The organism is Vibrio sp. Isolate34 (assembly GCF_022397915.1).
In the GTDB taxonomy this organism is placed as follows: Bacteria; Pseudomonadota; Gammaproteobacteria; order Enterobacterales; family Vibrionaceae; genus Vibrio.
In genome coordinates this window covers 292,405-316,285 of the sequence record NZ_JAKEUO010000001.1, presented here as the reverse complement: position 1 = coordinate 316,285, position 23,881 = coordinate 292,405, and the positions used below count along the sequence as shown (strand labels likewise).

Below are 23,881 nucleotides of genomic sequence, written 5' to 3'. Positions count from 1 at the left end.
GTTTTTGTATCTGAAAGTATGGGAATTCAATTCAATCGAGTGAAAGCTACTTTAGGTCGATGCTGTTCAATCGTCCCATAAAAACGAGCAAATCAATCACATCTTTGTGAGCATCAAGCAGTGCGCGTTTGGTTTGGCTATACGCGGCAAGTCGACCGTGCTTTCTGATTGAGCACACCTTAGTTTTGTATTTGTAATCACCATTCTCAGAGAAGACGCGCCACTTAGCGATGTAGCACTCGTCGCGGTGCTCAGGATCACTCTGAGTTGGATTTGGCTTGAATACAATTTTGGGTTCTAAACTATGAGGCAGGCGCGTCATTAGGTAGGGCTCTTTGAGGACTTTGGGCCAAAATTTACCCCAAAGCTGTCTGCCCAGTTCATCTCTTAATTTAATGGTTTTCTTTAGTGCTTTGCCTTCACCCATACGAACAAAACCGACCGACCGATGCAGCACCGTATCTTCGGGAGTATGGATGTGGATCTTAAAAGCGGTTTTACCTTTCGAGATAAAGCGGTAACCGGTAGCACCAATTAGATTATTCTGACTCATAGTTTGCTAAGTGATGATTATGTTATTAATAAGGTTACGACAAATACGTTAAAACCGAAACTAATCACCATGAAAAAAATAAAGCCTTAACAAAAGTGCTAAGGCTTTATTAGAAACTCTGAGACGAGCGTGTCTCTAACTACATGATTTTCTGCATCACATCACCAATTTGAATGCTTCCCGCAAGGCTTGGCTGATCAATCGTGAGTTCCGCTTCGTTTTCGTAAACGCGAGAAACCGTTAGGGTGATATCACTTTGAGAAACCTTGTTGCGTGGCAAACCGCGTTGGTCGATAAACGAACCTGTGTGCCACAACTGCAGCTTGTCACCTTGCTGAACCCCATGCATTCGGCCTAAATCAATGGTCACTGTATTGCCGTAGACCGCCGCAACCTCTGGAAGGGTGATCTTACATGACACTTCCGATTCTAAGTCCAACATAATATTACGGCTAACACGCAGCATCATGCTGCCGTAGGTTGATGCCCAGAAACGGGCACTGCGGGTGTCGACTTCACTGGTCTTAGCAAATGGCCACTTTGCCACTTCACGATAGCTACGGTTGTAAACCTGATGTCCTGTTTTACCATCGAAGACTTGCATCTCTAACGCAAACTGGCGATTGATGATGTCGTCTTTCAACAGTTTGGACTCGATGGTCGCGGTTAAATCGGTAATGTCGCCACCAATGATGTATTGTGCGCCAGTGTCTTGGGCGATCATCTTGATCACTTCAGGTCGACGTTTGTCGATGTCGTAATTGGTCGTGCCAACGGAAACAAAGCTGCGAGACTCTTGCGCCAGCTGTCGATCTACGACATGACCAAAATCATCACCGATGTTATAGATTCTGCCCATTACAGCTTGTTGAGGCGATGCCACATCGATGTTGCCGACCAAAAATGTCTTCTTATATTGGCTCTCATGGCAAGCATTTGCCGAAGGATAGATATCGATCCTTGCGGTGATCATTATATTGCCACTGCGTTTTTTCTCTTTTTCTACCAAGATGTAGCGCACTTCATGATTGGTAAATTGAAACTCTTTTTTGTTTGCGTCGAGGTAGGGCGTGAGGTTGGCAATGCTACCAATGTCGGCTCCTGAAAACTGGATCGCTTTATATACCGCGTCTTCCAGAGCATGGACCCTTGCCGTTTCCTCTGACGATACGATGGCTGCTGTACCGGTAACCTCATACCAAGAGGCATGAGCACTGAAGCTTATGGTTATCAGTGAACTTATTGAAAATAAGTAAGAAATTATTTTTTTCATCTATTCGTTACCAGTTGGGTATAAATATTGCTTAACAAATAACTATAAGCTTGAAGCTGACTTAAGTGCGTTTTTCTTAATCTGAACCATTAATGAAAAGCAAAGACTGTTCCAACATTGTAATCCATTGAAAAGAATAATGGTGAGAACATATTGGAACAGGTGGCACTAAAACTATCTGGAGATTAGAGAATGAAAAAATGGCTCGTAGTAATGAGTGTCATGTTACTGACATCATGCGCTTATTCGCCGATCTATAACGGCAAGTCTGAATATTCAGGCAGTCAGTTTATGTTGATGGACAGCCCTCGTCATACCATGGATTTTTTTGTGGAAAGTATGACTGAAGATTTGATCATTTCGAATACAAGTATTTCAGCGAGAACGCCAATAGCAATTACTTCGTTTGTGGACCTGCAGCACATGGACACAACGAACTGGCTAGGCAACTCGGTATCAGAAGGCTTCATTCATCAGTTTCAGCGTCGTGGCTTCAAGGTGGTTGATTTTAAAACTACTGGCTCTATCCAAGTGACTCACCAAGGTGACTTTGCGTTGAGCCGCGATTGGAAAGACTTAGCTCAAGAGCAAGACGTACAGTATGTACTGACAGGCACCATGCTTCGCCAAGAAGGCGGTGTACTAGTAAATGCTCGCGTTGTTGGCATGCAAACTCGAATTGTAGTGGCGACGGCACAAGGCTTCTTACCTGCAGACCGTATTGGCCGTGACCTAGATACTCTCAACAGTATTCGAACTCAAGATGGCGTGATCATTCGTTCCGATCCAACGATCAGTCAGCCTTATACTGTTATTCTTCGCCCTTAGGAGTTCGAGATGAAGAAGTTAATGTTTGTTGTTGCCGCTTTATTGCTTGTTGGCTGTCAGCCATTGCAGAGCATGAGACCTGATGATTTCTTAGTGGCTGTTGGCTATGCGAGTATCAGTGAGCAGAAAGGTCGTAACGACGAAGAGAGACGTATCCGCGCGATGAGAGCCTCTAAGATCGATGCTTATCGTGAGCTTGCTGAACAGGTTTACGGCATGCGAGTAAGCGGTCGAGCAGAACTTGAAGATCAACGGCTTGGTACAGAGCGTACGTCAGGTGCGGTTGATGGTGTTATCCGTGGCGCAGAAGTGGTGCGCAGTTACCCTGTGGGTGATAGCTACGTGACCGAGCTTCAGTTAGACATCCGTAAGATGGATCAGCTCCGTAACTACGGTGAAGTTCAGGCTGTACCTGAGAAGAGACAACAAACACTGTTCTAGTTTCGGTGTTTGAATTGAATATTCAGTGATATTGGCTGTCACTCGCTTTCCAGATGGCGTATCGGCAACTAATAACTCATATCAATGAGAAAGCGGCAAGTATGAAAATACTTGCCGCTTTTTTGTTTATCGATTTTGTCAGGGCGTTCAAAGGCTGATCAGGAGTTTTGATAGATACATAGCGACAGGAATAGTCTGAGATACAGATGCAGGTAAACGGCTAACAAGGGGTATTACTGAAGAGGAAGAGTTAACTTAACTAGGCTTTTACGTTGGTTCCCAGCGTGGAAATAGTATGCGTTTGACCACCGGCATTGTAGGTCATGCCAATTTTACCGTGGCTTTGCTGCATCATATTGCTGAGTTTTTTGAAGCTAAGGTGTGCTCGATTCAAGGCTTCGCCATTAACAAGGTTCGCTTGTTGGCAATCGTGCACTATCGACTGGATCTTTGTGACTAACTGAGCAAGTTCAGGATTCTCGGTCAGTTCTGAGATATTGGTATGGGTCGCGATGCGTTGATCGGTTGATCTTAGCTGTTCGACAAGAACCACTTTTTCTTTGGCGATTCGCTCAATATCATTGGATTGTCGGCTCGTGATCGCGGTTTTCTCTGAACTTAATAATTCAGATAAGGCTTTGGCATTTTGAAGTTGAAAATTAACTAAATCTGCTAGTGCCGCCATAACGTAAACCTATTCATAACCTCGTATGCTTTAAGACAATCACTTCAATCAAAAGTGAGTGTTGGCTTAAAGACCTTTTAATTCGTTTTCGAACTTGATCATGTTGTCAGCCAGTTTTTCTGGATCAACCGTGTATGAACCGTTCGCAATTGCTTCTTTGATCGCTGCTACTTTCACAGAATCAAAGCTTGGCTGTGCTGCCATGTCTTGATGGAGTTGACCAATCGCTTTGCCTTGTTGGCTTAGAGAAACCGCATCTTTGCTTGCTGGTGATTTAGTTGATACATCAGAACGAGATGCCTCAGAGCTAGAATCAGAGCGTACTGCTGATCGGTTGGTGGTCGTTAGGGTTTGCCCTGAACGAATATTATCAATGCCTGCCATAGTTAAGCCTTTTTCTTCAAAAATGGGAACCTGTACAGTCAATATCGACCAAGGGTTCGAATACTTTAGCAATTTTTAGCTCAATAGTCGAAAAGGGACCAAACACTGCTGCTGTGATTTTCAGCGCTAGAGTTGAGAGTAAAATTACTAACGATACCGTCAATTTAGAAGTAAAGAGTTAAAAGTAAACCGTGACTTCAGACATGCTGGTAACAATTCCTTCAATTATACGCTGTGATTTATCATTTTTCACTCTTACTTGATCGCCCATCGAGCCATCGGTAAGTGCAGTGCCTTTGGTGGTAATGGTCATGCCACCTTTTACCGCCTGTATGATAACCTTCTCGTTTCGACATACGACACAAATATCACCTCTTTCGACAACGTCACCCGGTCTTAGGTTCTTTTTAACCTTGGCACCGACGACTTGCTCTGGAGCGGTGAAACCTTGACGACGAAACTTGTTAAGAGAAATCATCGCGGTGGTCACATCGTATTGACCAACAATTTCGCCTCTCGCGAGTGCTCTGGTTGTCGTCACAAGCGGCACCGACATCGAAAGGCGTACCGGCACATAAACTCGCCACTCATCAGGAACACATTGCACTAAAACCGTAATACTGCTGCGGGTATTTGTGGTGGTTGAGGCACTTGTCTCGAGAGGGATTGGGCAGTCTGTCGCTTTGATTCTTGAGTCAACATTTGCTGAATTAACAAAGAGTTCGCCGCCTCGTGGCTGTTCTACCGTATCAAGGATGTGTTGCTCCGCCGCAGACTGAATCATCTCAATTTGTTCTGGGGTCGCAGCTTGCACAAAAAAACTAAACAATATTGATAAAATGCCGATAAACTTAGCGACAGTTTTAAAAGTAGCTCTACACATTGCTATGGAAAGAGGTGGCAAATTTGTTTTATAATACGTCATTCCGTTTCTCTGGTGGTTCGTAGCCTGCAGTAGACTAACACTTTTTATACAAAAAAGTTTGATATGGAGATGAGCTCATGACGGGTATTCTTGATTCGGTGAATCAGCGTACGCAACTCGTCGGTCAAAACCGATTAGAATTACTAACCTTTCGCCTAATGGGGCGTCAGCGTTACGGCATTAATGTTTTTAAAGTAAAAGAAGTGCTTCAATGCCCTAAGCTGACGAAGATGCCAAACTTGAACCCACTGGTTAAAGGTGTCGCACACATTCGTGGCCAAACGATCTCTGTGATTGATTTGAGCTTAGCGATTGGTGGCCGTCCTACAACGGATGTTGAAAAGTGTTTTGTGGTTATCTCTGAGTTTAACCGAACCATTCAAGGTTTCTTGGTAAGTTCAGTTGAGCGCATTATTAACATGCACTGGGAATCGATTCTTCCGCCGCCAGATGGCGCAGGTAAAGCCAACTACCTGACAGCGGTAACCAACATTGATAATGAATTAGTCGAAATTCTGGATGTTGAAAAGATTCTTGCTGAGATTTCACCTGTTGATGAAACAATGGACAGCAAAATTGCTGAAGAAATCGCAGAAGTAGAACAAGAGAAAGAATTGGTTCGCCGTATCTTGATTGCTGATGATTCGACGGTTGCTCGTAAGCAGGTTCAACGTGCTATCGAGTCGATTGGTTTTGAAGTTATCTCAGTGAAAGATGGTAAAGAAGCCTACGAGAAGCTGATGCAGATGTCAGCCGAGGGCAGTATTTACGATCAGATTTCATTGGTGATTTCAGATATCGAAATGCCAGAAATGGATGGATACACGCTGACTGCTGAGATTCGTCGTCACGCAGAATTGAAAGATTTATACGTAATTTTACACTCATCATTGAGTGGTGTATTTAACCAAGCCATGGTTGAGCGCGTAGGGGCTAACTCCTTCATCGCGAAATTCAACCCTGATGAGCTTGGTGCAGCGGTTAAAGCTGCGTTAACTAACTAAAAGAGACATTAATGACTGCTATAACAATAAGTGATCAAGAGTATCGCGATTTCAGCCGTTTCTTAGAATCTCAATGTGGCATTGTATTAGGTGACAGCAAACAGTACTTAGTGCGCAGCCGTCTAAGCCCATTAGTAACGAAGTTCAATGTAGCGTCGTTATCTGATTTGCTGAGAGATGTAGTGACAGGTCGAAACCGTGAGTTGAGAGTGGCAGCAGTGGATGCTATGACGACGAACGAGACACTTTGGTTCCGAGATACTTACCCGTTTGCTGTGCTTGCGGATAAACTTCTACCGGAAATAGCGGCAAATAAACGTCCTATTAAGATTTGGTCTGCGGCAAGCTCTTCAGGCCAAGAACCGTACTCAATGGCAATGACGGTGCTTGAGACTCAAGCTCGTAAGCCGGGTATGCTGCCAAATGTATCGATTACCGCAACTGACATCTCAGCAAGTATGTTGGATATGTGCCGCACGGGCGCGTACGACAACCTTGCATTGGGACGCGGACTTTCTCCAGAGCGTCGTCGTACCTTCTTTGAAGATGCGGGCGATGGTCGTATGAAAGTGAAAGACAACGTGAAGCGCATGGTGAACTTCCGTCCTCAAAACTTGATGGACAGCTATGCACTGTTAGGCAAGTTCGACATCATTTTTTGTCGTAACGTGCTGATTTACTTCTCACCTGATATGAAGTCAAAGGTACTTAACCAGATGGCCAACAGCCTCAACCCTGGTGGTTACCTGTTATTGGGTGCGTCGGAATCACTAACAGGCTTAACGGATCGTTTTGAAATGGTTCGCTGTAATCCAGGCATCATCTACAAATTAAAGTAATGGTTAGCACCAGAATCAGGTGCGGCGTTACTGTCTAACTTCAAAACCCAGCCAAGTGCTGGGTTTTCTTTTTCCTGCTTAACCTATATCTTTAAGTCAGAGTGACATTCCAATTTACTCTATTTTTTGGCTTGTATATTGCAAGTTTACCCACGAGTAACCTGTAAAAGTATTGATAGCCCGCTTTATTTTAAAAGTTGGTATATATATTGCTTTGGTTATTTCATAACAGTCAGTTCTTGAGTTGAGGTTTACATGGCTATTTCTTTTGACAATGCTTTAGGCATTCACCAACACACAGTTGGTGTACGTGAGCGTAACGCTGAGGTGCTTTCCACCAATATCGCGCAAGCAAACACGCCTGGGTATAAGGCAAAGGGATTAGACTTTAAGAAATCGCTGCAAGCGGCAAGTTCTGGGGCAAGCATTGGTCTTAGCCGCACAGATGGTCGGCACATTTCTGCCTCAACAACGGTGAACGGGGAAACGAAGTATCGAATTCCTACACAACCTGATACAGGAGATGGCAACACGGTTGATTTGGATTTGGAAAGAAACCTTTTCATGCAAAACCAAATCAGGCATCAAGCCTCTCTCGACTTCCTAGGAAGCAAGTTCAAGAATTTAACTAAAGCGATTAAAGGGGAATAATTAGATGAGCTTATTTAATGTATTCAATGTGACTGGTTCTGCGATGAGTGCTGAATCTGTTCGTCTAAATACGACCTCGAGCAACCTTGCGAACGCGGACAGTGTAAGTAGTTCTGCTGAAGAAACTTACAAAGCTCGCCACGCAGTGTTCGGCGCTGAGTTAAATCGAGCACGCAACAGTGACCACACTGTGCCTGTGAAAGTATTAGGTATTGTTGAAAGCGATAAGCCGCTAAGCGCGGAGTACAACCCGGATCACCCATTAGCGAACAACGAAGGCTACATCTACAAGCCGAACGTAAACGTTATGGAAGAGATGGCAAACATGATTTCGGCATCACGTGCGTACCAAACGAACGTACAGGTTGCTGACTCGAGTAAACAAATGCTGCTGCGTACGCTGCAGATGGGTCAATAAGGATAAGGAGGTAGCACATGGCTGGAATCAACAACAATGTTGGTCAAAGCGGCTTGTCCTATGTTGACCAGCTGAAGAGTCTTCAAGATGGCGCTAAGAAGCCCGACGAAACAACAGGTAAGCAGGATCTTAAACAAGAAGATTTCTTATCTTTGTTGACTAAGCAATTAGCACAACAAGACCCTTTCAAGCCGGTTAGCAACGACCAGATGATTGCGCAAATGGCTTCATTTGCGACCGTAGATGGCATTGGCAAAATGAATACACAGTTTGAAAGCTTGAATTCATCAATGACCTCTAACCAAGCACTGCAGGCCTCTTCTTTGGTTGGCCGTGATGTATTGGTTCCTGGTGCGGCAGGTGTGAAACCCGGTGATGGAGGTATGGCGGCAATGGTTAAGCTTCCTCAGGCAATGGACAATGTAATGGTCCGTGTTGAGAACGAAGTTGGCCAATTAGTTCGCACATTTGATATCGGTTCTAAACCTTCTGGTGACACACGTGTTGAATGGGACGGAAAAGACGAAGACGGTAACCCATTGCCGGCCGGTAAATACAACGTGAAAGCGTCGGGTTTACTGGATGGCGAGAACACAGAGTTCCAAGTTTCCAGTTATGCGAACGTGAACAGTGTGCTTCTTGGTAAGGGTGATGGCAACGTACTACTCAATCTGGCTGGTTTCACATCGCCAGTACGACTTGCTGAAGTACTAGAAGTTGGTAAAGCGTAGCTCTTTATTGAGTGACTATGCTAGCTAGATAGATTAGGAGAATATTGGAATGTCATATGTAGCTTTAAGCGGCCTATCCGCTGCACAATTAGACCTGAATACAACCAGTAACAACATTGCGAACGCAAACACATTTGGCTTTAAAGAGTCTCGTGCTGAGTTCGGTGATGTTTACTCAAGCTCGTTGTTCACTAACGCAAAAACGACTGCTGGTGGCGGTGCGCAAGCTAGCCAAGTAGCGCAGCAGTTCCACGAAGGTTCGAGTATTTATACAAACAACCCAATGGACTTACGTGTCAGTGGTACAGGTTTCTTTGCGGTATCGAAAGATCGCATGGTGCCAGAGATTAATGAACTAACGCGTAATGGTGCATTTCACCTAAACAAAGATAACTACATGGTTACCGCTAACGATGAGTTTCTTTTAGGTTACGATGTTGATCCTAACTCGGGTGAAGTTCTTTCTTACGCGCCAAAGCCTCTCGACATTCCTGCTGAGTTTGGTAAGCCAAAACAGACAGAAAACATTGAAGTAGGGGTTAACCTGCCTGCAAACGGTGATCTTAAAGACCCGGCTGCATTTAACTACCAAGATGCTGATACTTATAACCGTGCAACGTCTTCGACGGTATACGATTCTATGGGTCAGTCTTACAAGTTAACGACTTACTACCTCAAAGATCAGACTCAACCAAACACTTGGCAAACGTACTACACCATGTCAGATGAGAATGGCGAAAAGCCAATCAACATCACTGGTGGTGATGCGACGAATGCACAAGGTCATGTTGGTCACACAATGAAGTTCAACAATGACGGTACGTTAGCGAGCCTGAACAATGGTCAGCCGATTAACTCGGAACCACTAGGTGCTGGCGCGAACCCAATTGATTTGAACGGTGCAGATCCAACACAAGTGCTTAAGTTTGGTCTAGATTCTTCAACTCAGTTTGCTGCTCCGTTTGAATTGACTAAGTTTGATGAAGATGGCGCGACAACAGGTTTCTTAACCAAAATCGATTTCGATGAGTACGGCAGTGTTCTAGGTACTTACTCAAATGGTGAAAACGTGATGCTTGGCCGTGTAGGCTTGGTTCGTGTACCAAATGAGCAAGGTCTAGATAAGAAAGGCGGCACTCAATGGGATTCTACTAACGACTCTGGTGACAAAATCTGGGGTGAATCGAACAAAGGTTCATTTGGTAGCATCAACAACGGCTCTCTAGAGCAGTCGAACATCGATATGACTCAAGAACTGGTTGATTTGATTTCTGCTCAACGTAACTTCCAAGCGAACTCGCGTTCTCTAGAAGTACACAACCAGCTACAACAGAATATTCTTCAGATTCGTTAATCGTTTAAAGCGTTTGAATCATCTGCGAATACCCAATTCAATGTTATTGAATTGGGTATTGTTGTTTGTCTTCTTATTTGCCGCCCCTATTGCCGCACGGTAATGCCACTGGCAACAATTCTTCCTGAATGATCCTTTGATGATCCCCTTTCTTGTTCGTTTTCTATTTAAATTATTGATAAATAACAGTTAAAAATATTGGCACAGTGTTTGCTTTATTAGCCCCAGAAGATGATTTTTGGAGCAAAATTATGGATCGCGCACTGTTTCTTGCCATGAGTGGCGCTAAGCAAAATATGCAAGCTTTGCAGCTACGTGCAAACAACCTTGCCAACGTAAGTACAACGGGTTTCCGTGCTGATTTAGCACAGGCACGTTCAATGCAAGCGTATGGCGAAGGCATGCCTACTCGTGTTTTCAGCATGACAGAGCGTCCGGGTCATAATTTCGCTCAGGGTAGTGTGGTTACTACTGGCCGAGATCTAGATGTCACCATTCAAGGTGATGGTTGGATTTCAGTGATGGACAATACTGGCCGTGAAGGTTTAACACGTAACGGTAACCTAAGGGTTGACCAAAACGGTTTACTAACCAACGCAAGTGGTCACTTAGTGCTCGGTGAAAACGACGCACCAATCACACTGCCAATCCCAATCAGTAAAGTAGAAATTGGTACAGACGGTACGATCTCAGTTATTCCTCAAGGCGCTCCAGCTGAAGAATTGGCCGTGGTTGATCGTATTAAGCTTGTACGTCCAGACAACCAAAGTTTGTTTAAAGATACGAATGGTCTATTCCGTTCGAAAAACCCAGATCAGGCATACGAAGCAGATGCAGCGGTAACGTTGCTAAAAGGTGCTATCGAAGGCAGTAACGTAAATGCCGTAGGTGAAATGACCAGCCTAATTGACTTACAACGTCAGTTTGAAATGCAGGTCAAGATGATGAGCACAGCAGAGGAAATGGACAAGTCGTCTGATTCACTGCTTCGTATGAGCTAATAGAATTTAAAGGAAATTGCTATGCATCCAGCATTATGGGTAAGTAAAACAGGTTTAGACGCCCAACAAACCAATATCTCAACGATTTCGAACAACCTTGCCAATGCCTCGACCATTGGTTTTAAAAAGAGCCGCGCGGTATTTGAAGACCTGTTCTATCAGAATATCAACCAGCCGGGGGGACAATCGTCTCAGAACACTGAGCTGCCAAGTGGTTTGATGTTGGGTGCCGGTTCTAAAGTAGTGGCTACTCAAAAGGTTCACACGCACGGTAACGCACAAACAACGTCGAACAGCCTAGATATGATGATTGAAGGCGACGGCTTCTTCCAAGTTGAGATGCCAGACGGTGAAACAGGTTACAGCCGTAATGGTCAGTTCACACTGAACGGTGATGGCGCAATCGTAACATCGGGTCAAGGTTACCCTTTGCAACCTGAAATCGTTATCCCAGAAGATGCGATCTCGGTAACGGTTGGTAACGACGGTGAAGTGTCGGTTCGTCTTCGTGGTGAGCAAAACAACGTAGTCGTAGGTCAAATCACAATTACAGACTTCGTAAACCCAGGCGGTTTAGAGCCAGTCGGTCAAAACCTTTACTTGCCGACAGGTGCAAGTGGTGACCCACAAGAAGGTGTTCCGGGTTTTGATGGCCTAGGTAACATCCGCCAGTCGATGCTAGAAACATCGAACGTAAACGTAACCGAAGAGCTAGTGAATATGATCGAAGCTCAACGTGTTTATGAAATGAACTCGAAAGTTATCTCGTCGGTAGACAAGATGATGAGCTTTGTTAACCAGCAGCTGTAATTGGTTATTTGCCGCTTACTTGTTTCGCATTAATCGACGTGTTTGCCACTGTCTACTATTTACAACGACTTGTTGAGAGTATATCGCCATGAAACGTATTTTTTGTTTAGCCCTGTTTTTGTCTATGACTGGCTGTTCTGTATTGGAGCCAATTGAGACACCAGCGCAAGAGAACGCGACCACAGTGGTTGATGCGGTAGAAGGCGATAAGTCGGCAGAAGAAAGCTCTGGCATTATCGACACGCTTCGTGGTAGAACCGATCCTATTGCTGGTGACCCAGCATGGGCGCCAATCAATCCAAAAGAAAAACCAGAGCATTACGCAGCGGCAACAGGCTCACTGTTTAATATTAACCATATTGGCAGCATGTACGATGACTCAAAACCGCGTGGTATCGGTGACATTATTACCGTAGCGCTGGATGAGAACACTCGAGCGACCAAAAAAGCTAATGCTGACATGTCTAAGTCGAACGATGCATCGATGGAGCCTCTAGCTGTTGGCGGCCAAGAGCTGACGATCGACAAGTACAACTTCTCTTATGACCTGAGCAACACCAATACCTTTGCGGGTGATGCGTCAGCCAACCAAAGTAACAGCATCAGCGGCTACATTACCGTTGAAGTTATCGAAGTCTTAGCCAATGGTAACCTAGTGGTTCGTGGCGAAAAGTGGATGACACTGAACACGGGTGATGAGTATATCCGCCTAAGCGGCACCATCCGTCCTGATGATATTGACTTCGAAAACACCATCGCTTCAAACCGTGTTTCTAACGCACGAATTCAATACTCTGGTACTGGCGTGCAAAAAGATATGCAAGAGCCTGGATTCTTGGCACGATTCTTTAATGTATCTCTGTAGAGCTTGAGAGAGTGTCGGCTTACTGACTTTCTCGTAATTATCTAATTTCAAGCTAACTCATTATAAATTAAAGCAATACAGACAGGTTACTCAATGAAAAAACTGACACTCGTACTATTCGGCATGCTATTTCTTGCCACCAGTGCTCATGCTGCGCGTATTAAAGACGTGGCAAAAGTGGCGGGTGTTCGTAGTAACCAACTTGTCGGTTATGGTTTGGTCACAGGCTTGCCGGGTACTGGTGAGACAACTCCCTTTACCGATCAAACATTTAACGCAATGCTGCAAAATTTTGGCATCCAATTGCCGCCCGGCACTAAACCAAAAACCAAAAACGTCGCGGCTGTTATTGTGACTGCTGAACTGCCAGCCTTCTCCAAGCAAGGTCAGGAAGTTGACGTAACCGTATCTTCTATCGGTTCGGCAAAAAGCTTACGTGGTGGTACGCTGCTACAAACCTTCCTAAAAGGTCTTGATGGCCAAGTGTATGCGGTAGCGCAAGGTAACTTGGTGGTAAGTGGTTTTAGTGCACAAGGTAACGACGGTTCTAAGATTGTCGGTAACAACCCCAACGTTGGCATCATCTCTAGCGGTGCAACGGTTGAACAAGAGATCCCAACGCCATTCGGTCGTGGTGACTACATCACCTTCAACCTAATCCAATCAGATTTCACAACGGCTCAGCGTATGGCTGATGCGGTTAATAATTTCCTAGGTCCACAAATGGCTTCAGCGGTCGACGCAACTTCAGTAAAAGTTCGTGCACCGCGTGAAATCAGCCAGCGTGTGGCATTCTTGTCGGCTATCGAAAACATCGAGTTCGACCCTGCTGAAGGCTCTGCAAAAATCATCGTCAACTCTCGTACAGGTACGATTGTGGTTGGCAAGCACGTTCGCCTAAAAGCGGCAGCGGTAACGCACGGTGGTATGACGGTTGCTATCAAAGAAAACCTCAATGTAAGCCAGCCGAATGCATTTTCAGGTGGTCAAACGGTAGTCGTTCCTGATTCAGATATCGAAGTAACGGAAGCTGATGGCAAGATGTTCAAGTTTGAACCGGGCTTAACGCTGGATGATTTGGTTCGCGCAGTCAACGAAGTAGGCGCAGCGCCTTCTGATTTAATGGCAATCCTTCAAGCACTGAAACAAGCGGGTGCGATTGAAGGCCAATTGATCATTATCTAAGGAATAAAGCATGATTAAGAATAACAATGACATCGGCTTTATTCACGATATCGGCAGCCTTGACCGTCTTCGTCAACAGGCGGTAAATGGTGAAGAGGGCAGCGAAAAAGAAGCATTGACCGCTGCGGCAAAACAGTTTGAATCGATTTTTACTTCGATGTTGTTTAAGTCGATGCGTGATGCGAACTCAAGCTTCAAGTCAGACATGTTGAACAGCCAGAACGAACAGTTCTATCGTCAGATGCAAGATGACCAAATGGCGAGTGAGCTGAGTGCTTCAGGTTCGTTAGGTCTTGCGGATATGATTGTCGCGCAGTTAAGCGCGGGCCAAGCAAGCGACGCGACAGAGGATAAGGTTCGTAATGAAGGCTTTGATACTTCACTGCAAAGACCTCAATACTCAGGTCGCTCAGAAGATAGAGCATCTGAAGTACAATCTGTGTCAGCGGTAAAACAACCCATCTCTTTCGATTCTCCAGAGTCGTTTGTTACCTCAATGAAGCCTTATGCTGAAAAAGCAGCAAGCGCGCTTGGTGTGGATTCATCTCTACTATTGGCGCAAGCGGCACTTGAGACAGGTTGGGGTTCTAAAATGGTTAAGAACTCACTAGGTAACAGTAATAACCTATTCAACATCAAAGCGGACAGAAGCTGGAAGGGCGATAAGGTCGCGACTCAAACTCTTGAGTTCCATGGTAAAACAGCTGTTAAAGAGTCGGCGTCTTTCCGTTCTTACTCAAACTTTGAAGACAGCTTTAATGACTATGTGAAGTTCTTGAACGAAAACCCAAGATACGAAACGGCATTGCAGCACCAGGGTAACTCAGAGAATTTCATCAAAGGTATTCACCAAGCGGGTTACGCAACTGACCCTAACTATGCTGATAAGGTATTGCGCGTTAAAGCCAAGATTGATGAGATGAACTAATCACCTTTAATGAACATTGAGAGCTTGCCATTGGCAGGCTCTTTTCTTATCCATCACCTCAAACTCTGCCGCGTTACCCAAAGTTATCTCCTTACACTTCAATAAATTATTGTCCTTTAGTTCTTATCTATCCCTATTGGCACATATATTGCTTTTTAAACTGGTAGTTAATCAGTTCATCCTGATTTTGTTAAGTTTTTTGGGGGCATTATGGCGTCGGATCTTCTGAATGTAGGGGCACAAAGTGTTCTTACCGCTCAGAGACAGCTAAACACCACAGGTCATAACATTTCTAACGCCAACACAGAGGGCTATAGCCGCCAATCTGTGATTCAAGGTGTAAATGACCCGCGCCAGTACGGTGGTCAAACCTACGGCATGGGTGTGCATGTGGAAAATGTTCGCCGCTCTTGGGATCAATTTGCCGTCAATGAACTTAACCTATCGACAACCAATGCCGCCAACAAAGGTGATACCGAAGCGAACCTAGATATGCTGTCGAGCATGTTGTCATCGGTGGCTTCGAAGAAGATCCCTGAAAACCTCAACGAGTGGTTTGATTCGGTTAAAACACTGGCCGATACACCGAATGATGTTGGTGCGCGAAAGGTTGTATTAGAAAAGGCTGGGCTATTAAGTAAAACGTTGAATGAGTTTCATGAAACGGTTCGCCAACAGTCTGATTCTACGAACAAAAAATTAGACATGGGTATCGAGCGAGTTAACCAACTGGCTTACGAGATCCGTGACGTACAACGCTTAATGATGCGAACTCCTGGGCCACATAACGACCTGCGAGATCAGCACGAAAAGCTGATTAATGAGCTTTCTGGTTACACCAAAGTAACGGTAACGCCGCGCTCAAATGCCGAAGGATTTAACGTCCATATCGGCAATGGCCACACCTTGGTTTCAGGTAGTGAAGCAAGCCAACTGAAAATGGTTGATGGCTTGCCCGATGCGCATCAGCGTCGCTTGGCGATTGTTGAAGGAAAGTCTTTAAAACCGATCACCAGCAGTGATATCGACGGAAAAATCGGTGCCATGTTAGACATGCGAGACGAGCATATTCCAGCAATTATGGATGAGCTTGGTCGTTTGGCGACGGCGTTTTCGTACAAGGTAAATAGTCTTCAAGAGCAAGGTTTGGATCTCAACGGCAACGTGGGTAAGGACCTGTTTACCGATGTGAACTCAGAACTGGTGGCAAAATCTCGTGTTACGGCTAGTGGGCAGTCAAAAGCCGATGTTGCGGTATATATCGATGACACCTCTGCCTTAAAAGGTGGCGAATACGGCCTTAAGTATGACGGCAGTGATTATGTCGTGACTAAGCCGAATGGCGAAACCGTTAAGGTGACGACCGATTCGAGTGGCAACGCGTTTTATCTTGATGGTATGCGCGTCGAAATTCGTAATCCGCCTGAACTTGGTGAAAAGCTGTTACTGCGTCCGACGCGTAATTTTGCCGCGCAGATTCACATGGAAACCACAGATCCGAAAGACATTGCTGCACAAAGCTATGAAGCATCCACAACGTTTGCCAAAGGTACCGCTGGCTTCAAAATCCTAGAGGCAGGCCAACTGCGTGAGTTTGAAGTGATTGTGTCACCAAAGGGCGAGCAGTTTGCTGTGACGGATCCAAAAGGCAATATCTTAATGCAGCCTCAACCGTATCCGCCACAAGGGCCGGTGACGATTAACGGCACGACCTTCGAGTTAACGGCAGGCGCGTTGGCAAACGACAAATTTACGGCAAACCTTGTCCCATCAGAAGGTGACAATGGCAACTTACGTAAGCTGCAAGATCTTCAAACGGGCAAGATCTTGAACGATGGTGAGTCTACGATTCTAGACCTTTACCATAACTTGAATACCAATATGGGCTTGAAGTCTTCAACGGCAAATCGCTTGAGTGATATCGCAACGCTAGAAAAGCAGTCAGCTCAAGAACGTATTGCTTCGATCTCGGGGGTTAACCTCGATGAAGAAGCGGCAAATATGATGAAATTTCAGCAAGCGTACATGGCTTCTTCACGCATCATGCAAGCAGCCAATGACACCTTTAATACTATTTTGGCTCTGAGGTAGGAAGTATAAATGTTGAATCGTATTTCTAGCTTCCACAACTATCAGTCAGTACAAAATGACTTGCGCCGCCAAGAGAACAAGGTGCATCACAACCAAGCGCAACTCGCTTCTGGTAAGAAGCTGCAGTCGCCGAGTGATGACCCGTTAGCGACGCACTATTTGCAAAACATCGGTCAACAATCAGAGCAGCTTAAGCAATATGTTGATGCGATTACTTTGGTCAGAAACCGTCTTGAGCATCATGAGGTATTAGTCTCAAACACTGAAGGCTTTGCTGATGAAGCAAAGCGAACCGTGATGGAAATGATCAACGGTGCGCTTTCCCCTGAAGACCGTTTAGCGAAAAAGCGTGAGATCCAAGAGCTAGCGAATAACTTCCTACACTTGGCCAATTCTCAAGATGAGTCGGGCAACTATACATTCGCGGGCACTAAGCCGAAGAATCAGCCTTTCTTTCGAGATAACGAAGGGAATGTGACCTATCAAGGTGATGACTACCAACGCAAGATGCGTGTGGCAAGCAGCTTTGAAATGGCGATGAATGATCCTGGCAGCAAGATGTTTATGGAAATAGACAACCCGTTCGGTGATTACGAACCTCAATATGAGCTTGAACCTGCGTCTGAGTTATTGCTCGGGCGTGCGACCAACAGCGATGAAGATGGGTCTACTTATAAAGTGACTTTTGTCGACATGCAGACGGGTAAGTTTGCTTATCAGCTTGAAAAAGACGGCGCAGTGGTTGCGGCAGAAGATTTTGATCCATCGACAGGCATTGTCTACGAAGGGCTGAATATTCAAATCAAAGGCCAGATCACTAAGGGTGATTCCATCACCTTAGAGCCGAGAGAGACATTCTCTATCTTTGATACGTTCAAAGAGGCGGCAGAACAGGCAGAAAACCCTGTGTCGGATGCATCGGCAACGGCGAAATTGCACCAAGTAACAGAAGAGTTTCATGCTGCGTTTATCCATTTAACCAAGGCGAGAACCGATGTCGGTGCCCGCTTGAGTACCTTGGATATTCAAGAACAACAACATGAAGATTTTAAGTTGTCTTTGGCGAAAGCGAAAAGCAACTTTGAAGACTTGGATTATTCGAAAGCCATCATTGAGTTCAATGAAAACTCTCGAGCGCTCCAAGCTTCACAACAAGCGTTTGGCAAAACTAAAGACCTGACCTTGTTTAACTATATTTAATGATCAATCGGTATTTAATGGTGAACTGCTGTTCATCACGGAGTCGATTCTTTGCCTTATGTGCTATGCCATACGTGCGAATGACTCCAATGTTTGCCGCTTTTTTGTACGAAACATTTTGTTTTTCAAGATAGCGGCAAAAAACGGCAATCAGGAGGGTATACGTTGTTTCACCCTCAAAGAACAAATAATCATAATCGCGTTTAATTTTGTGTAAGTTTTTGATTTTTTATTTAATTAAAAAATTATTTATACAAAATTAAACTTGGCATACAACTTGTATCTGTATTGGTTATAAATGATTAATACAGATCTTAAATCCTGAATAGGGTTTATCGAGTAATACACGGTCAGTGCTTATCCATATGAGAGTAAAGCTGGCCGCTTCGCAGAGAGCTTGCGAACTCATAAGGAGAGCAAAATGGCAGTTAATGTAAGTACTAACGTTTCCGCAATGACAGCGCAGCGTTACCTGAATAAAGCGTCTAATGACTTAGCGACTTCTATGGAGCGTTTGTCATCTGGCCATAAGATCAACAGCGCGAAAGACGATGCAGCGGGTCTGCAAATCTCTAACCGCTTAACAGCGCAATCGCGTGGTCTTGATGTCGCAATGCGTAATGCTAACGACGGTATTTCGATTGCTCAAACCGCTGAAGGCGCGATGAACGAATCAACCAACGTCCTACAACGTATGCGTGATCTAGCGATTCAATCGTCAAACGGCACTAACTCTCCAGCAGAGCGTACTGCACTGAACGAAGAGTCAATGGCACTTCAAGATGAGCTTAACCGTATCGCGGAAACCACATCGTTTGGTGGTCGTCGTCTATTAAACGGTTCGTTTGGTGAAGCTTCATTCCAGATTGGTTCTAACTCTGGTGAAGCGATGATCATGGCTCTGACAAGTATCCGTGCAGATGATTACCGTATGGGTGGTACTACGTTCGATTCAGAAAACGCGAAAGATAAAGATTGGCAAGTGCCGCCAACAGCGAGCGATCTTAAGTTTGAATTCAAAACCAAAGCGGGTGAAGACATCGTTCTAGATATCAACACTAAAGCGGGTGACGATATTGAAGAGCTAGCGACTTACATTAATGGTCAATCTGATTTAGTAAACGCATCGGTTACCGATGATGGCCGTTTACAGCTATTCGTAGCGGAACCTGATCTAGATGGTGCGATGTCTATCTCTGGTGGTCTAGCATCTGAGCTAGGTATTAAGAGTGAAGGCCGTGCTACATCAGTTCAAGATATCAGCCTAACAAGCGTTGCAGGCTCACAGAACGCAATCAGTGTGATTGATTCTGCAATGAAGTACGTAGATTCACAGCGTGCTGATTTGGGTGCGAAACAGAACCGTCTAAGCCACAGTATTAATAACTTGGCAAACGTACAAGAGAACGTAGACGCTTCAAACAGCCGAATCAAAGATACGGACTTTGCGAAAGAGACGACGCAAATGACTAAATCACAAATTCTGCAACAAGCGGGTACTTCAATACTTGCTCAAGCAAAACAATTGCCTAACTCTGCAATGTCACTATTGCAATAGTTATTGGTTGAACTTGCTGCTCGTGTTCAGACGTGAGCCATGCAGCAAGGGAAACTGGCAAGCATACTTACTATTGGGTGTTTAGCTCTCTCATCTCTCACCTGCTATCCATTTTTACGGTAAGAATGCAACGGCGAGTCGGAAATGTGTTCATTTCTCGATGATCTCCACACAGGCTCTGACGCGCCAACTAGCCCCGGTTCTCTCAAAGGAAAAGGGGCTTTTTCCTTTCTGACGTTTACCTTTCTGTTTCTTCGCTATCTACTTAGTTCGTCTGGCCGCTTCTCAACTCCAGTTCTCAACCTTGAATTAACTTTATCTGCTACCGCGGAAAATAGCCGACCTCAATGTACTAAATCTGTCCGCATAGAAGATCTTTGCTGATCGATCATTTTTATACGTTGACCTATTTCTACTGTGATCAGTCTGTTTTTTGAACAGTTCGAGATCTTTTATCAATTGAGGTCTGTAGTTGTTATAGAAAACTGTAACTATTAAGTGTCTGAAAAATATTAATTTAGTAATTTTTTTTTTGGTTTTTTGAAAGTTTTTCTAAAGCTTCTGAATTTCGCGCCGTTATTAAAAGTAACTTTGAGAGAACTACTTTGGTTTTCCGAGACGTCGGAAACCGCTATACCGGAAAATCAATTGGAGAAATCACCATGGCAGTGAATGTAAATACAAACGTTTCAGCGATGACAGCGCAACGTTACCTAAACAACGCAAACAGCGCACAACAAACATCAATGGAGCGTCTAGCTTCAGGTTCTAAAATCAACAGCGCAAAAGATGACGCTGCAGGCCTACAAATCTCGAACCGNTTACCTAAACAACGCAAACAGCGCACAACAAACATCAATGGAGCGTCTAGCTTCAGGTTCTAAAATCAACAGCGCAAAAGATGACGCTGCAGGCCTACAAATCTCGAACCGTTTGAACGTTCAGAGTCGTGGTCTTGATGTTGCTGTACGTAACGCGAACGACGGTATCTCGATTGCACAAACGGCTGAAGGTGCAATGAACGAGACAACAAACATCCTGCAACGTATGCGTGACTTGTCTCTACAATCTTCAAACGGCTCAAACTCAAAATCTGAGCGTGTAGCGATTCAAGAAGAAGTAACAGCACTGAACGACGAGCTAAACCGTATCGCGGAAACGACGTCTTTTGGTGGCAACAAACTACTTAACGGTACTCACGGTACTAAGTCATTCCAAATCGGTGCGGATAACGGTGAAGCGGTAATGCTTCAACTGAAAGACATGCGCTCTGATAACGCTCAGATGGGTGGTAAGAGCTACCAAACTGAGAACGCGAAAGACAAAGATTGGAACGTTCAAGCGGGCTCTAACGACCTAAAATTGTCATTCACTGACAACTTTGGTCAAGCACAAGAAATCGACATCAACGCAAAAGCGGGTGACGACATCGAAGAGCTAGCGACTTACATCAACGGTCAACAAGATTCTGTTAAAGCGTCTGTTACTGAAGACGGCAAGCTACAAATGTTCACAGGCAACAACAAAGTGAGCGGCGATGTGTCTTTCTCTGGTGGTCTTGCGGGTGAGCTAGGCATTCAAGCGGGTAAAGAAGTTACGGTTGATACTATCGACGTAACGTCTGTTGGCGGCGCACAAGAGTCTGTAGCAATCATCGATGCGGCACTTAAGTACGTAGATAGCCACCGTGCAGAGCTGGGTGCTTTCCAAAACCGTTTCGACCACGCAATCAGCAACTTAGACAACATTAACGAGAACGTTAACGCATCTAAGAGCCGTATTAAAGATACCGACTTCGCGAAAGAAACGACTCAGATGACTAAGTCTCAGATCCTTTCTCAAGCTTCAAGCTCGATTCTTGCTCAAGCGAAGCAAGCACCGAACTCGGCACTTAGCCTACTAGGTTAATCGATTGAAAGGCCACGTTGACTATAAGCGTTGTTGAAACAAAGCGTCAACGTTAGGCTTCCACAAATTAGCTCGTGGTGAGAGATGAGCGCTAAACAAACCCAGCTTCGGCTGGGTTTTTTATTGCCTGTAATTTGGCGAAGTGGAAAATTTGGAACAGTGGTAAAGGCAAAAAGCGAGATTCACTATCACGTTCGTTCCTCACTGTAGGGAATGACGGGAATTGGGAAATGATGATTTCCTCGCTCACTACATCGAAGCAGTCTTTCGTCATCCAAGAATCGAGTAGAACGAGATATCAGGGATCTTTTGGGGTTTTATATTCAACACCACGCTCATTAACTTAAATAATGGGGCAACTTTAGCGAATGTCGCTCTATTAATTGAAGCCCGATCACACTTTCCTTTGTTGTTGAAAAGAATATGAAAAAAAGCGCATTTTTTATTAAAGCTTCTAATTAAGGGGCCGTTAAAGGGATTGAGAGAAATGATATGTACCAATGTAAGGTGAGAGAGACACTGGTGCATAAACAAAATTGACATGTATTTGTGTGAGGTGAGAGTCACATAAGTACATTAAAAAATGCCTAAAGGAGATCAACTATGGCGATTAATGTAAGCACAAATGTGTCTGCAATGACGGCTCAGCGCTACCTAAATAGCGCGGCTGAAGGTACTCAAAAATCAATGGAGCGTTTGTCTTCTGGCTATAAAATCAATAGCGCAAAAGATGATGCTGCAGGCCTACAAATCTCTAACCGCTTAACGTCGCAAAGCCGTGGCCTAGATATGGCTGTGAAAAACGCGAATGACGGTATCTCTATTGCACAGACAGCTGAAGGTGCAATGAATGAGTCAACCAACATTCTGCAACGTATGCGTGACCTTTCTCTTCAATCTTCAAACGGTTCGAACAGCAAATCTGAACGTGTTGCGATCCAAGAAGAAGTCTCTGCTCTAAACACAGAACTTAACCGTATTGCTGAAACGACCTCTTTTGGTGGTAACAAGCTTCTTAACGGTACTTACGGCAGCCAATCTTTCCAAATCGGTGCTGACTCTGGTGAAGCAGTAATGCTCTCTATGGGGAACATGCGCACTGACACTAAAGACATGGGCGGCAAAAGCTATGGCGTAGAAGAAGGCAAAGATGCTTCTTGGCGTGTAGGTGCTGGTGCTGATCTAACAATCAAATACAACGATAAGTTTGGCGAAGCGCAAGAGTTGTCTATTTCTGCGAAGGAAGGTAACGACATCGAAGAGCTAGCAACTTACATCAACGGTCAAAGCCAAGACGTTAAAGCGTCTGTAGGCGAAGGCGGTAAACTGCAACTTTTCGCATCAAGCCAAAAAGTTGAAGGTGACGTTGAGTTCGGTGGCAGCCTTGCTGGTGAACTAGGTATCGGTGCTGGTAAAGACGTTACTGTTAACGACATCGACGTAACATCGGTTGCAGGTGCAAATGAAGCAGTATCTATCATTGATGGTGCTCTAAAATCTGTAGATAGCCAACGTGCATCTCTTGGTGCTTTCCAAAATCGTTTTGACCACGCAATCAGCAACTTAGACAACATCAACGAAAACGTTAATGCATCTAAGAGCCGTATCAAAGATACCGATTACGCGAAAGAAACAACGGCAATGACGAAGTCTCAAATCCTACAACAGGCGAGTACTTCTATCCTAGCTCAAGCAAAACAGTCACCATCAGCAGCTCTAAGCTTATTGGGCTAAACTTACTTCGGTAAGTAGCGGTAAACTCTACTCTGGGTAGAGTTTTACTGTATGGCTCATAAAGGAGGGAGGGAGAGTGTTATGGAAATATCATCCAACGCATCGAACATCCAGCCTTATGGCTCACCTAATGGCATTAAACTTGCAAGCGATGAAGGTAGTAGTGCGTCGAGCACTTCACGACTGAAAGAAGCAACACCTTATGACAAGGTAGAGAAATCGAAAGAGGAAGCTACCGAAGCGGCGATTCAATTAGCTCAACATAGACAAGAGCTTAATGATGAAGAGCGAGTCAAAATGGTGGAGAAGGTAAACGAATTTATCTCCTCTCTCAATAAGGGTGTTGCCTTTAAGGTTGATGAAGAGTCAGGTAGGGATGTGGTGACCATTTATGAGACCACAACCGGTGATATTATTCGCCAAATACCCGATGAAGAAATGCTTGAAATTCTAAGACGCCTAGCAGCCCAAAACTCGAATAGTCGGATATTTGAGGTGAAGGTTTAAGTCGTATT

25 protein-coding genes are annotated in these 23,881 nt (G+C 44.7%); 20 read left to right on the top strand and 5 right to left on the bottom strand.

The window, feature by feature from the left end:
• Positions 1-46: 46 nt before the first annotated feature.
• Both L1D22_RS01430 and L1D22_RS01425 read right to left on the bottom strand, forming a co-directional pair.
• Positions 47-553, bottom strand: a complete 507-nt coding sequence (locus tag L1D22_RS01430) for a Fe3+-citrate ABC transporter substrate-binding protein (RefSeq protein WP_239828462.1) — start codon at positions 551-553, stop codon at positions 47-49.
• Positions 554-692: 139 nt separating this feature from the next.
• Entirely contained in the window at positions 693-1,826 is a 1,134-nt protein-coding gene (locus L1D22_RS01425) for a flagellar assembly protein FlgT (protein WP_239828461.1), read from the bottom strand.
• A gap of 192 nt (positions 1,827-2,018) precedes the next feature.
• Here L1D22_RS01425 and L1D22_RS01420 point away from each other — a divergent pair, with 192 nt between their 5' ends.
• Complete coding sequence (locus tag L1D22_RS01420) at positions 2,019-2,654, top strand: FlgO family outer membrane protein (protein ID WP_017064137.1); 636 nt, start codon at positions 2,019-2,021, stop codon at positions 2,652-2,654.
• A gap of 9 nt (positions 2,655-2,663) precedes the next feature.
• The gene (gene flgP / locus L1D22_RS01415) at positions 2,664-3,095 is read left to right on the top strand and encodes a flagellar assembly lipoprotein FlgP (protein ID WP_016791311.1); all 432 of its coding nucleotides are present in this window, start codon (positions 2,664-2,666) and stop codon (positions 3,093-3,095) included.
• Positions 3,096-3,354: 259 nt separating this feature from the next.
• Here flgP and flgN read toward each other — a convergent pair whose 3' ends face one another.
• The 3 genes from flgN to flgA form a co-directional block, all read right to left on the bottom strand.
• Positions 3,355-3,780 (bottom strand): flagellar export chaperone FlgN, encoded by a 426-nt coding sequence (flgN, locus tag L1D22_RS01410; RefSeq protein ID WP_017062264.1) that lies wholly within the window; start codon positions 3,778-3,780, stop codon positions 3,355-3,357.
• A gap of 66 nt (positions 3,781-3,846) precedes the next feature.
• On the bottom strand, positions 3,847-4,164 hold the full coding sequence (gene flgM, locus L1D22_RS01405) for a flagellar biosynthesis anti-sigma factor FlgM (protein WP_017631743.1): 318 nt from the start codon (positions 4,162-4,164) through the stop codon (positions 3,847-3,849).
• Between the two features lie 178 nt (positions 4,165-4,342).
• Complete coding sequence (gene flgA / locus L1D22_RS01400; protein ID WP_026084342.1) at positions 4,343-5,089, bottom strand: flagellar basal body P-ring formation chaperone FlgA; 747 nt, start codon at positions 5,087-5,089, stop codon at positions 4,343-4,345.
• Between the two features lie 77 nt (positions 5,090-5,166).
• Between flgA and L1D22_RS01395 the strand changes: the two genes are divergently transcribed.
• The 18 genes from L1D22_RS01395 to flaG all read left to right on the top strand — a co-directional run bounded on the left by L1D22_RS01395 (position 5,167) and on the right by flaG (position 23,873).
• The gene (locus L1D22_RS01395; RefSeq protein WP_017631741.1) at positions 5,167-6,093 is read left to right on the top strand and encodes a chemotaxis protein CheV; all 927 of its coding nucleotides are present in this window, start codon (positions 5,167-5,169) and stop codon (positions 6,091-6,093) included.
• An 11-nt stretch (positions 6,094-6,104) separates the two neighbouring features.
• On the top strand, positions 6,105-6,932 hold the full coding sequence (locus L1D22_RS01390; RefSeq protein WP_017631740.1) for a protein-glutamate O-methyltransferase: 828 nt from the start codon (positions 6,105-6,107) through the stop codon (positions 6,930-6,932).
• A gap of 255 nt (positions 6,933-7,187) precedes the next feature.
• Positions 7,188-7,583 (top strand): flagellar basal body rod protein FlgB, encoded by a 396-nt coding sequence (flgB, locus tag L1D22_RS01385; RefSeq protein ID WP_004736175.1) that lies wholly within the window; start codon positions 7,188-7,190, stop codon positions 7,581-7,583.
• 4 nt (positions 7,584-7,587) lie between these two features.
• Positions 7,588-8,001: a flagellar basal body rod protein FlgC gene (gene flgC / locus L1D22_RS01380; RefSeq protein WP_017631739.1), complete on the top strand. Its 414-nt coding sequence runs from the start codon at positions 7,588-7,590 to the stop codon at positions 7,999-8,001.
• Between the two features lie 17 nt (positions 8,002-8,018).
• Entirely contained in the window at positions 8,019-8,732 is a 714-nt protein-coding gene (flgD, locus tag L1D22_RS01375; RefSeq protein WP_010439286.1) for a flagellar hook assembly protein FlgD, read from the top strand.
• Positions 8,733-8,781: 49 nt separating this feature from the next.
• A complete protein-coding gene (flgE, locus tag L1D22_RS01370; protein WP_176681820.1) occupies positions 8,782-10,086 on the top strand; it encodes a flagellar hook protein FlgE in 1,305 nt (434 codons plus the stop codon).
• A 251-nt stretch (positions 10,087-10,337) separates the two neighbouring features.
• The gene (flgF, locus tag L1D22_RS01365) at positions 10,338-11,087 is read left to right on the top strand and encodes a flagellar basal-body rod protein FlgF (protein ID WP_017056855.1); all 750 of its coding nucleotides are present in this window, start codon (positions 10,338-10,340) and stop codon (positions 11,085-11,087) included.
• A gap of 21 nt (positions 11,088-11,108) precedes the next feature.
• Positions 11,109-11,897 carry a flagellar basal-body rod protein FlgG gene (gene flgG / locus L1D22_RS01360; RefSeq protein WP_004739713.1) on the top strand — a complete coding sequence of 263 codons (789 nt, stop codon included), beginning with the start codon at positions 11,109-11,111 and terminating at the stop codon, positions 11,895-11,897.
• A gap of 88 nt (positions 11,898-11,985) precedes the next feature.
• On the top strand, positions 11,986-12,762 hold the full coding sequence (gene flgH, locus L1D22_RS01355; RefSeq protein ID WP_176681819.1) for a flagellar basal body L-ring protein FlgH: 777 nt from the start codon (positions 11,986-11,988) through the stop codon (positions 12,760-12,762).
• A gap of 93 nt (positions 12,763-12,855) precedes the next feature.
• Complete coding sequence (locus L1D22_RS01350; protein ID WP_008218243.1) at positions 12,856-13,947, top strand: flagellar basal body P-ring protein FlgI; 1,092 nt, start codon at positions 12,856-12,858, stop codon at positions 13,945-13,947.
• Positions 13,948-13,957: 10 nt separating this feature from the next.
• Entirely contained in the window at positions 13,958-14,875 is a 918-nt protein-coding gene (flgJ, locus tag L1D22_RS01345) for a flagellar assembly peptidoglycan hydrolase FlgJ (RefSeq protein WP_239828460.1), read from the top strand.
• A 210-nt stretch (positions 14,876-15,085) separates the two neighbouring features.
• Complete coding sequence (gene flgK, locus L1D22_RS01340) at positions 15,086-16,966, top strand: flagellar hook-associated protein FlgK (protein ID WP_239828459.1); 1,881 nt, start codon at positions 15,086-15,088, stop codon at positions 16,964-16,966.
• Positions 16,967-16,975: 9 nt separating this feature from the next.
• Positions 16,976-18,166: a flagellar hook-associated protein FlgL gene (gene flgL, locus L1D22_RS01335; protein WP_239828458.1), complete on the top strand. Its 1,191-nt coding sequence runs from the start codon at positions 16,976-16,978 to the stop codon at positions 18,164-18,166.
• Between the two features lie 421 nt (positions 18,167-18,587).
• Positions 18,588-19,724 (top strand): flagellin, encoded by a 1,137-nt coding sequence (locus L1D22_RS01330; RefSeq protein WP_239828457.1) that lies wholly within the window; start codon positions 18,588-18,590, stop codon positions 19,722-19,724.
• Positions 19,725-20,386: 662 nt separating this feature from the next.
• Positions 20,387-20,608, top strand: coding sequence for a hypothetical protein (locus tag L1D22_RS01325; protein ID WP_275664977.1), 222 nt, complete (start codon positions 20,387-20,389; stop codon positions 20,606-20,608).
• The gene (locus L1D22_RS01320) at positions 20,514-21,632 is read left to right on the top strand and encodes a flagellin (protein WP_239828456.1); all 1,119 of its coding nucleotides are present in this window, start codon (positions 20,514-20,516) and stop codon (positions 21,630-21,632) included. The genes L1D22_RS01325 and L1D22_RS01320 overlap by 95 nt, the downstream gene beginning before the upstream one ends.
• Before the next feature lie 603 nt (positions 21,633-22,235).
• Positions 22,236-23,366, top strand: a complete 1,131-nt coding sequence (locus L1D22_RS01315) for a flagellin (RefSeq protein ID WP_239828455.1) — start codon at positions 22,236-22,238, stop codon at positions 23,364-23,366.
• An 81-nt stretch (positions 23,367-23,447) separates the two neighbouring features.
• Positions 23,448-23,873 (top strand): flagellar protein FlaG, encoded by a 426-nt coding sequence (flaG, locus tag L1D22_RS01310; protein WP_239828454.1) that lies wholly within the window; start codon positions 23,448-23,450, stop codon positions 23,871-23,873.
• The last annotated feature ends 8 nt before the right edge of the window (positions 23,874-23,881 follow it).

Bases quoted from the DNA above. Each gene is read 5' to 3' on its own strand.
- L1D22_RS01430 (WP_239828462.1), bottom strand. From the start codon at position 553: ATGAGTCAGAATAATCTAATTGGTGCTACCGGTTACCGCTTTATCTCG.
- L1D22_RS01425 (WP_239828461.1), bottom strand. From the start codon at position 1,826: ATGAAAAAAATAATTTCTTACTTATTTTCAATAAGTTCACTGATAACC.
- L1D22_RS01420 (WP_017064137.1), top strand. From the start codon at position 2,019: ATGAAAAAATGGCTCGTAGTAATGAGTGTCATGTTACTGACATCATGC.
- flgP (WP_016791311.1), top strand. From the start codon at position 2,664: ATGAAGAAGTTAATGTTTGTTGTTGCCGCTTTATTGCTTGTTGGCTGT.
- flgN (WP_017062264.1), bottom strand. From the start codon at position 3,780: ATGGCGGCACTAGCAGATTTAGTTAATTTTCAACTTCAAAATGCCAAA.
- flgM (WP_017631743.1), bottom strand. From the start codon at position 4,164: ATGGCAGGCATTGATAATATTCGTTCAGGGCAAACCCTAACGACCACC.
- flgA (WP_026084342.1), bottom strand. From the start codon at position 5,089: ATGACGTATTATAAAACAAATTTGCCACCTCTTTCCATAGCAATGTGT.
- L1D22_RS01395 (WP_017631741.1), top strand. From the start codon at position 5,167: ATGACGGGTATTCTTGATTCGGTGAATCAGCGTACGCAACTCGTCGGT.
- L1D22_RS01390 (WP_017631740.1), top strand. From the start codon at position 6,105: ATGACTGCTATAACAATAAGTGATCAAGAGTATCGCGATTTCAGCCGT.
- flgB (WP_004736175.1), top strand. From the start codon at position 7,188: ATGGCTATTTCTTTTGACAATGCTTTAGGCATTCACCAACACACAGTT.
- flgC (WP_017631739.1), top strand. From the start codon at position 7,588: ATGAGCTTATTTAATGTATTCAATGTGACTGGTTCTGCGATGAGTGCT.
- flgD (WP_010439286.1), top strand. From the start codon at position 8,019: ATGGCTGGAATCAACAACAATGTTGGTCAAAGCGGCTTGTCCTATGTT.
- flgE (WP_176681820.1), top strand. From the start codon at position 8,782: ATGTCATATGTAGCTTTAAGCGGCCTATCCGCTGCACAATTAGACCTG.
- flgF (WP_017056855.1), top strand. From the start codon at position 10,338: ATGGATCGCGCACTGTTTCTTGCCATGAGTGGCGCTAAGCAAAATATG.
- flgG (WP_004739713.1), top strand. From the start codon at position 11,109: ATGCATCCAGCATTATGGGTAAGTAAAACAGGTTTAGACGCCCAACAA.
- flgH (WP_176681819.1), top strand. From the start codon at position 11,986: ATGAAACGTATTTTTTGTTTAGCCCTGTTTTTGTCTATGACTGGCTGT.
- L1D22_RS01350 (WP_008218243.1), top strand. From the start codon at position 12,856: ATGAAAAAACTGACACTCGTACTATTCGGCATGCTATTTCTTGCCACC.
- flgJ (WP_239828460.1), top strand. From the start codon at position 13,958: ATGATTAAGAATAACAATGACATCGGCTTTATTCACGATATCGGCAGC.
- flgK (WP_239828459.1), top strand. From the start codon at position 15,086: ATGGCGTCGGATCTTCTGAATGTAGGGGCACAAAGTGTTCTTACCGCT.
- flgL (WP_239828458.1), top strand. From the start codon at position 16,976: ATGTTGAATCGTATTTCTAGCTTCCACAACTATCAGTCAGTACAAAAT.
- L1D22_RS01330 (WP_239828457.1), top strand. From the start codon at position 18,588: ATGGCAGTTAATGTAAGTACTAACGTTTCCGCAATGACAGCGCAGCGT.
- L1D22_RS01315 (WP_239828455.1), top strand. From the start codon at position 22,236: ATGGCGATTAATGTAAGCACAAATGTGTCTGCAATGACGGCTCAGCGC.
- flaG (WP_239828454.1), top strand. From the start codon at position 23,448: ATGGAAATATCATCCAACGCATCGAACATCCAGCCTTATGGCTCACCT.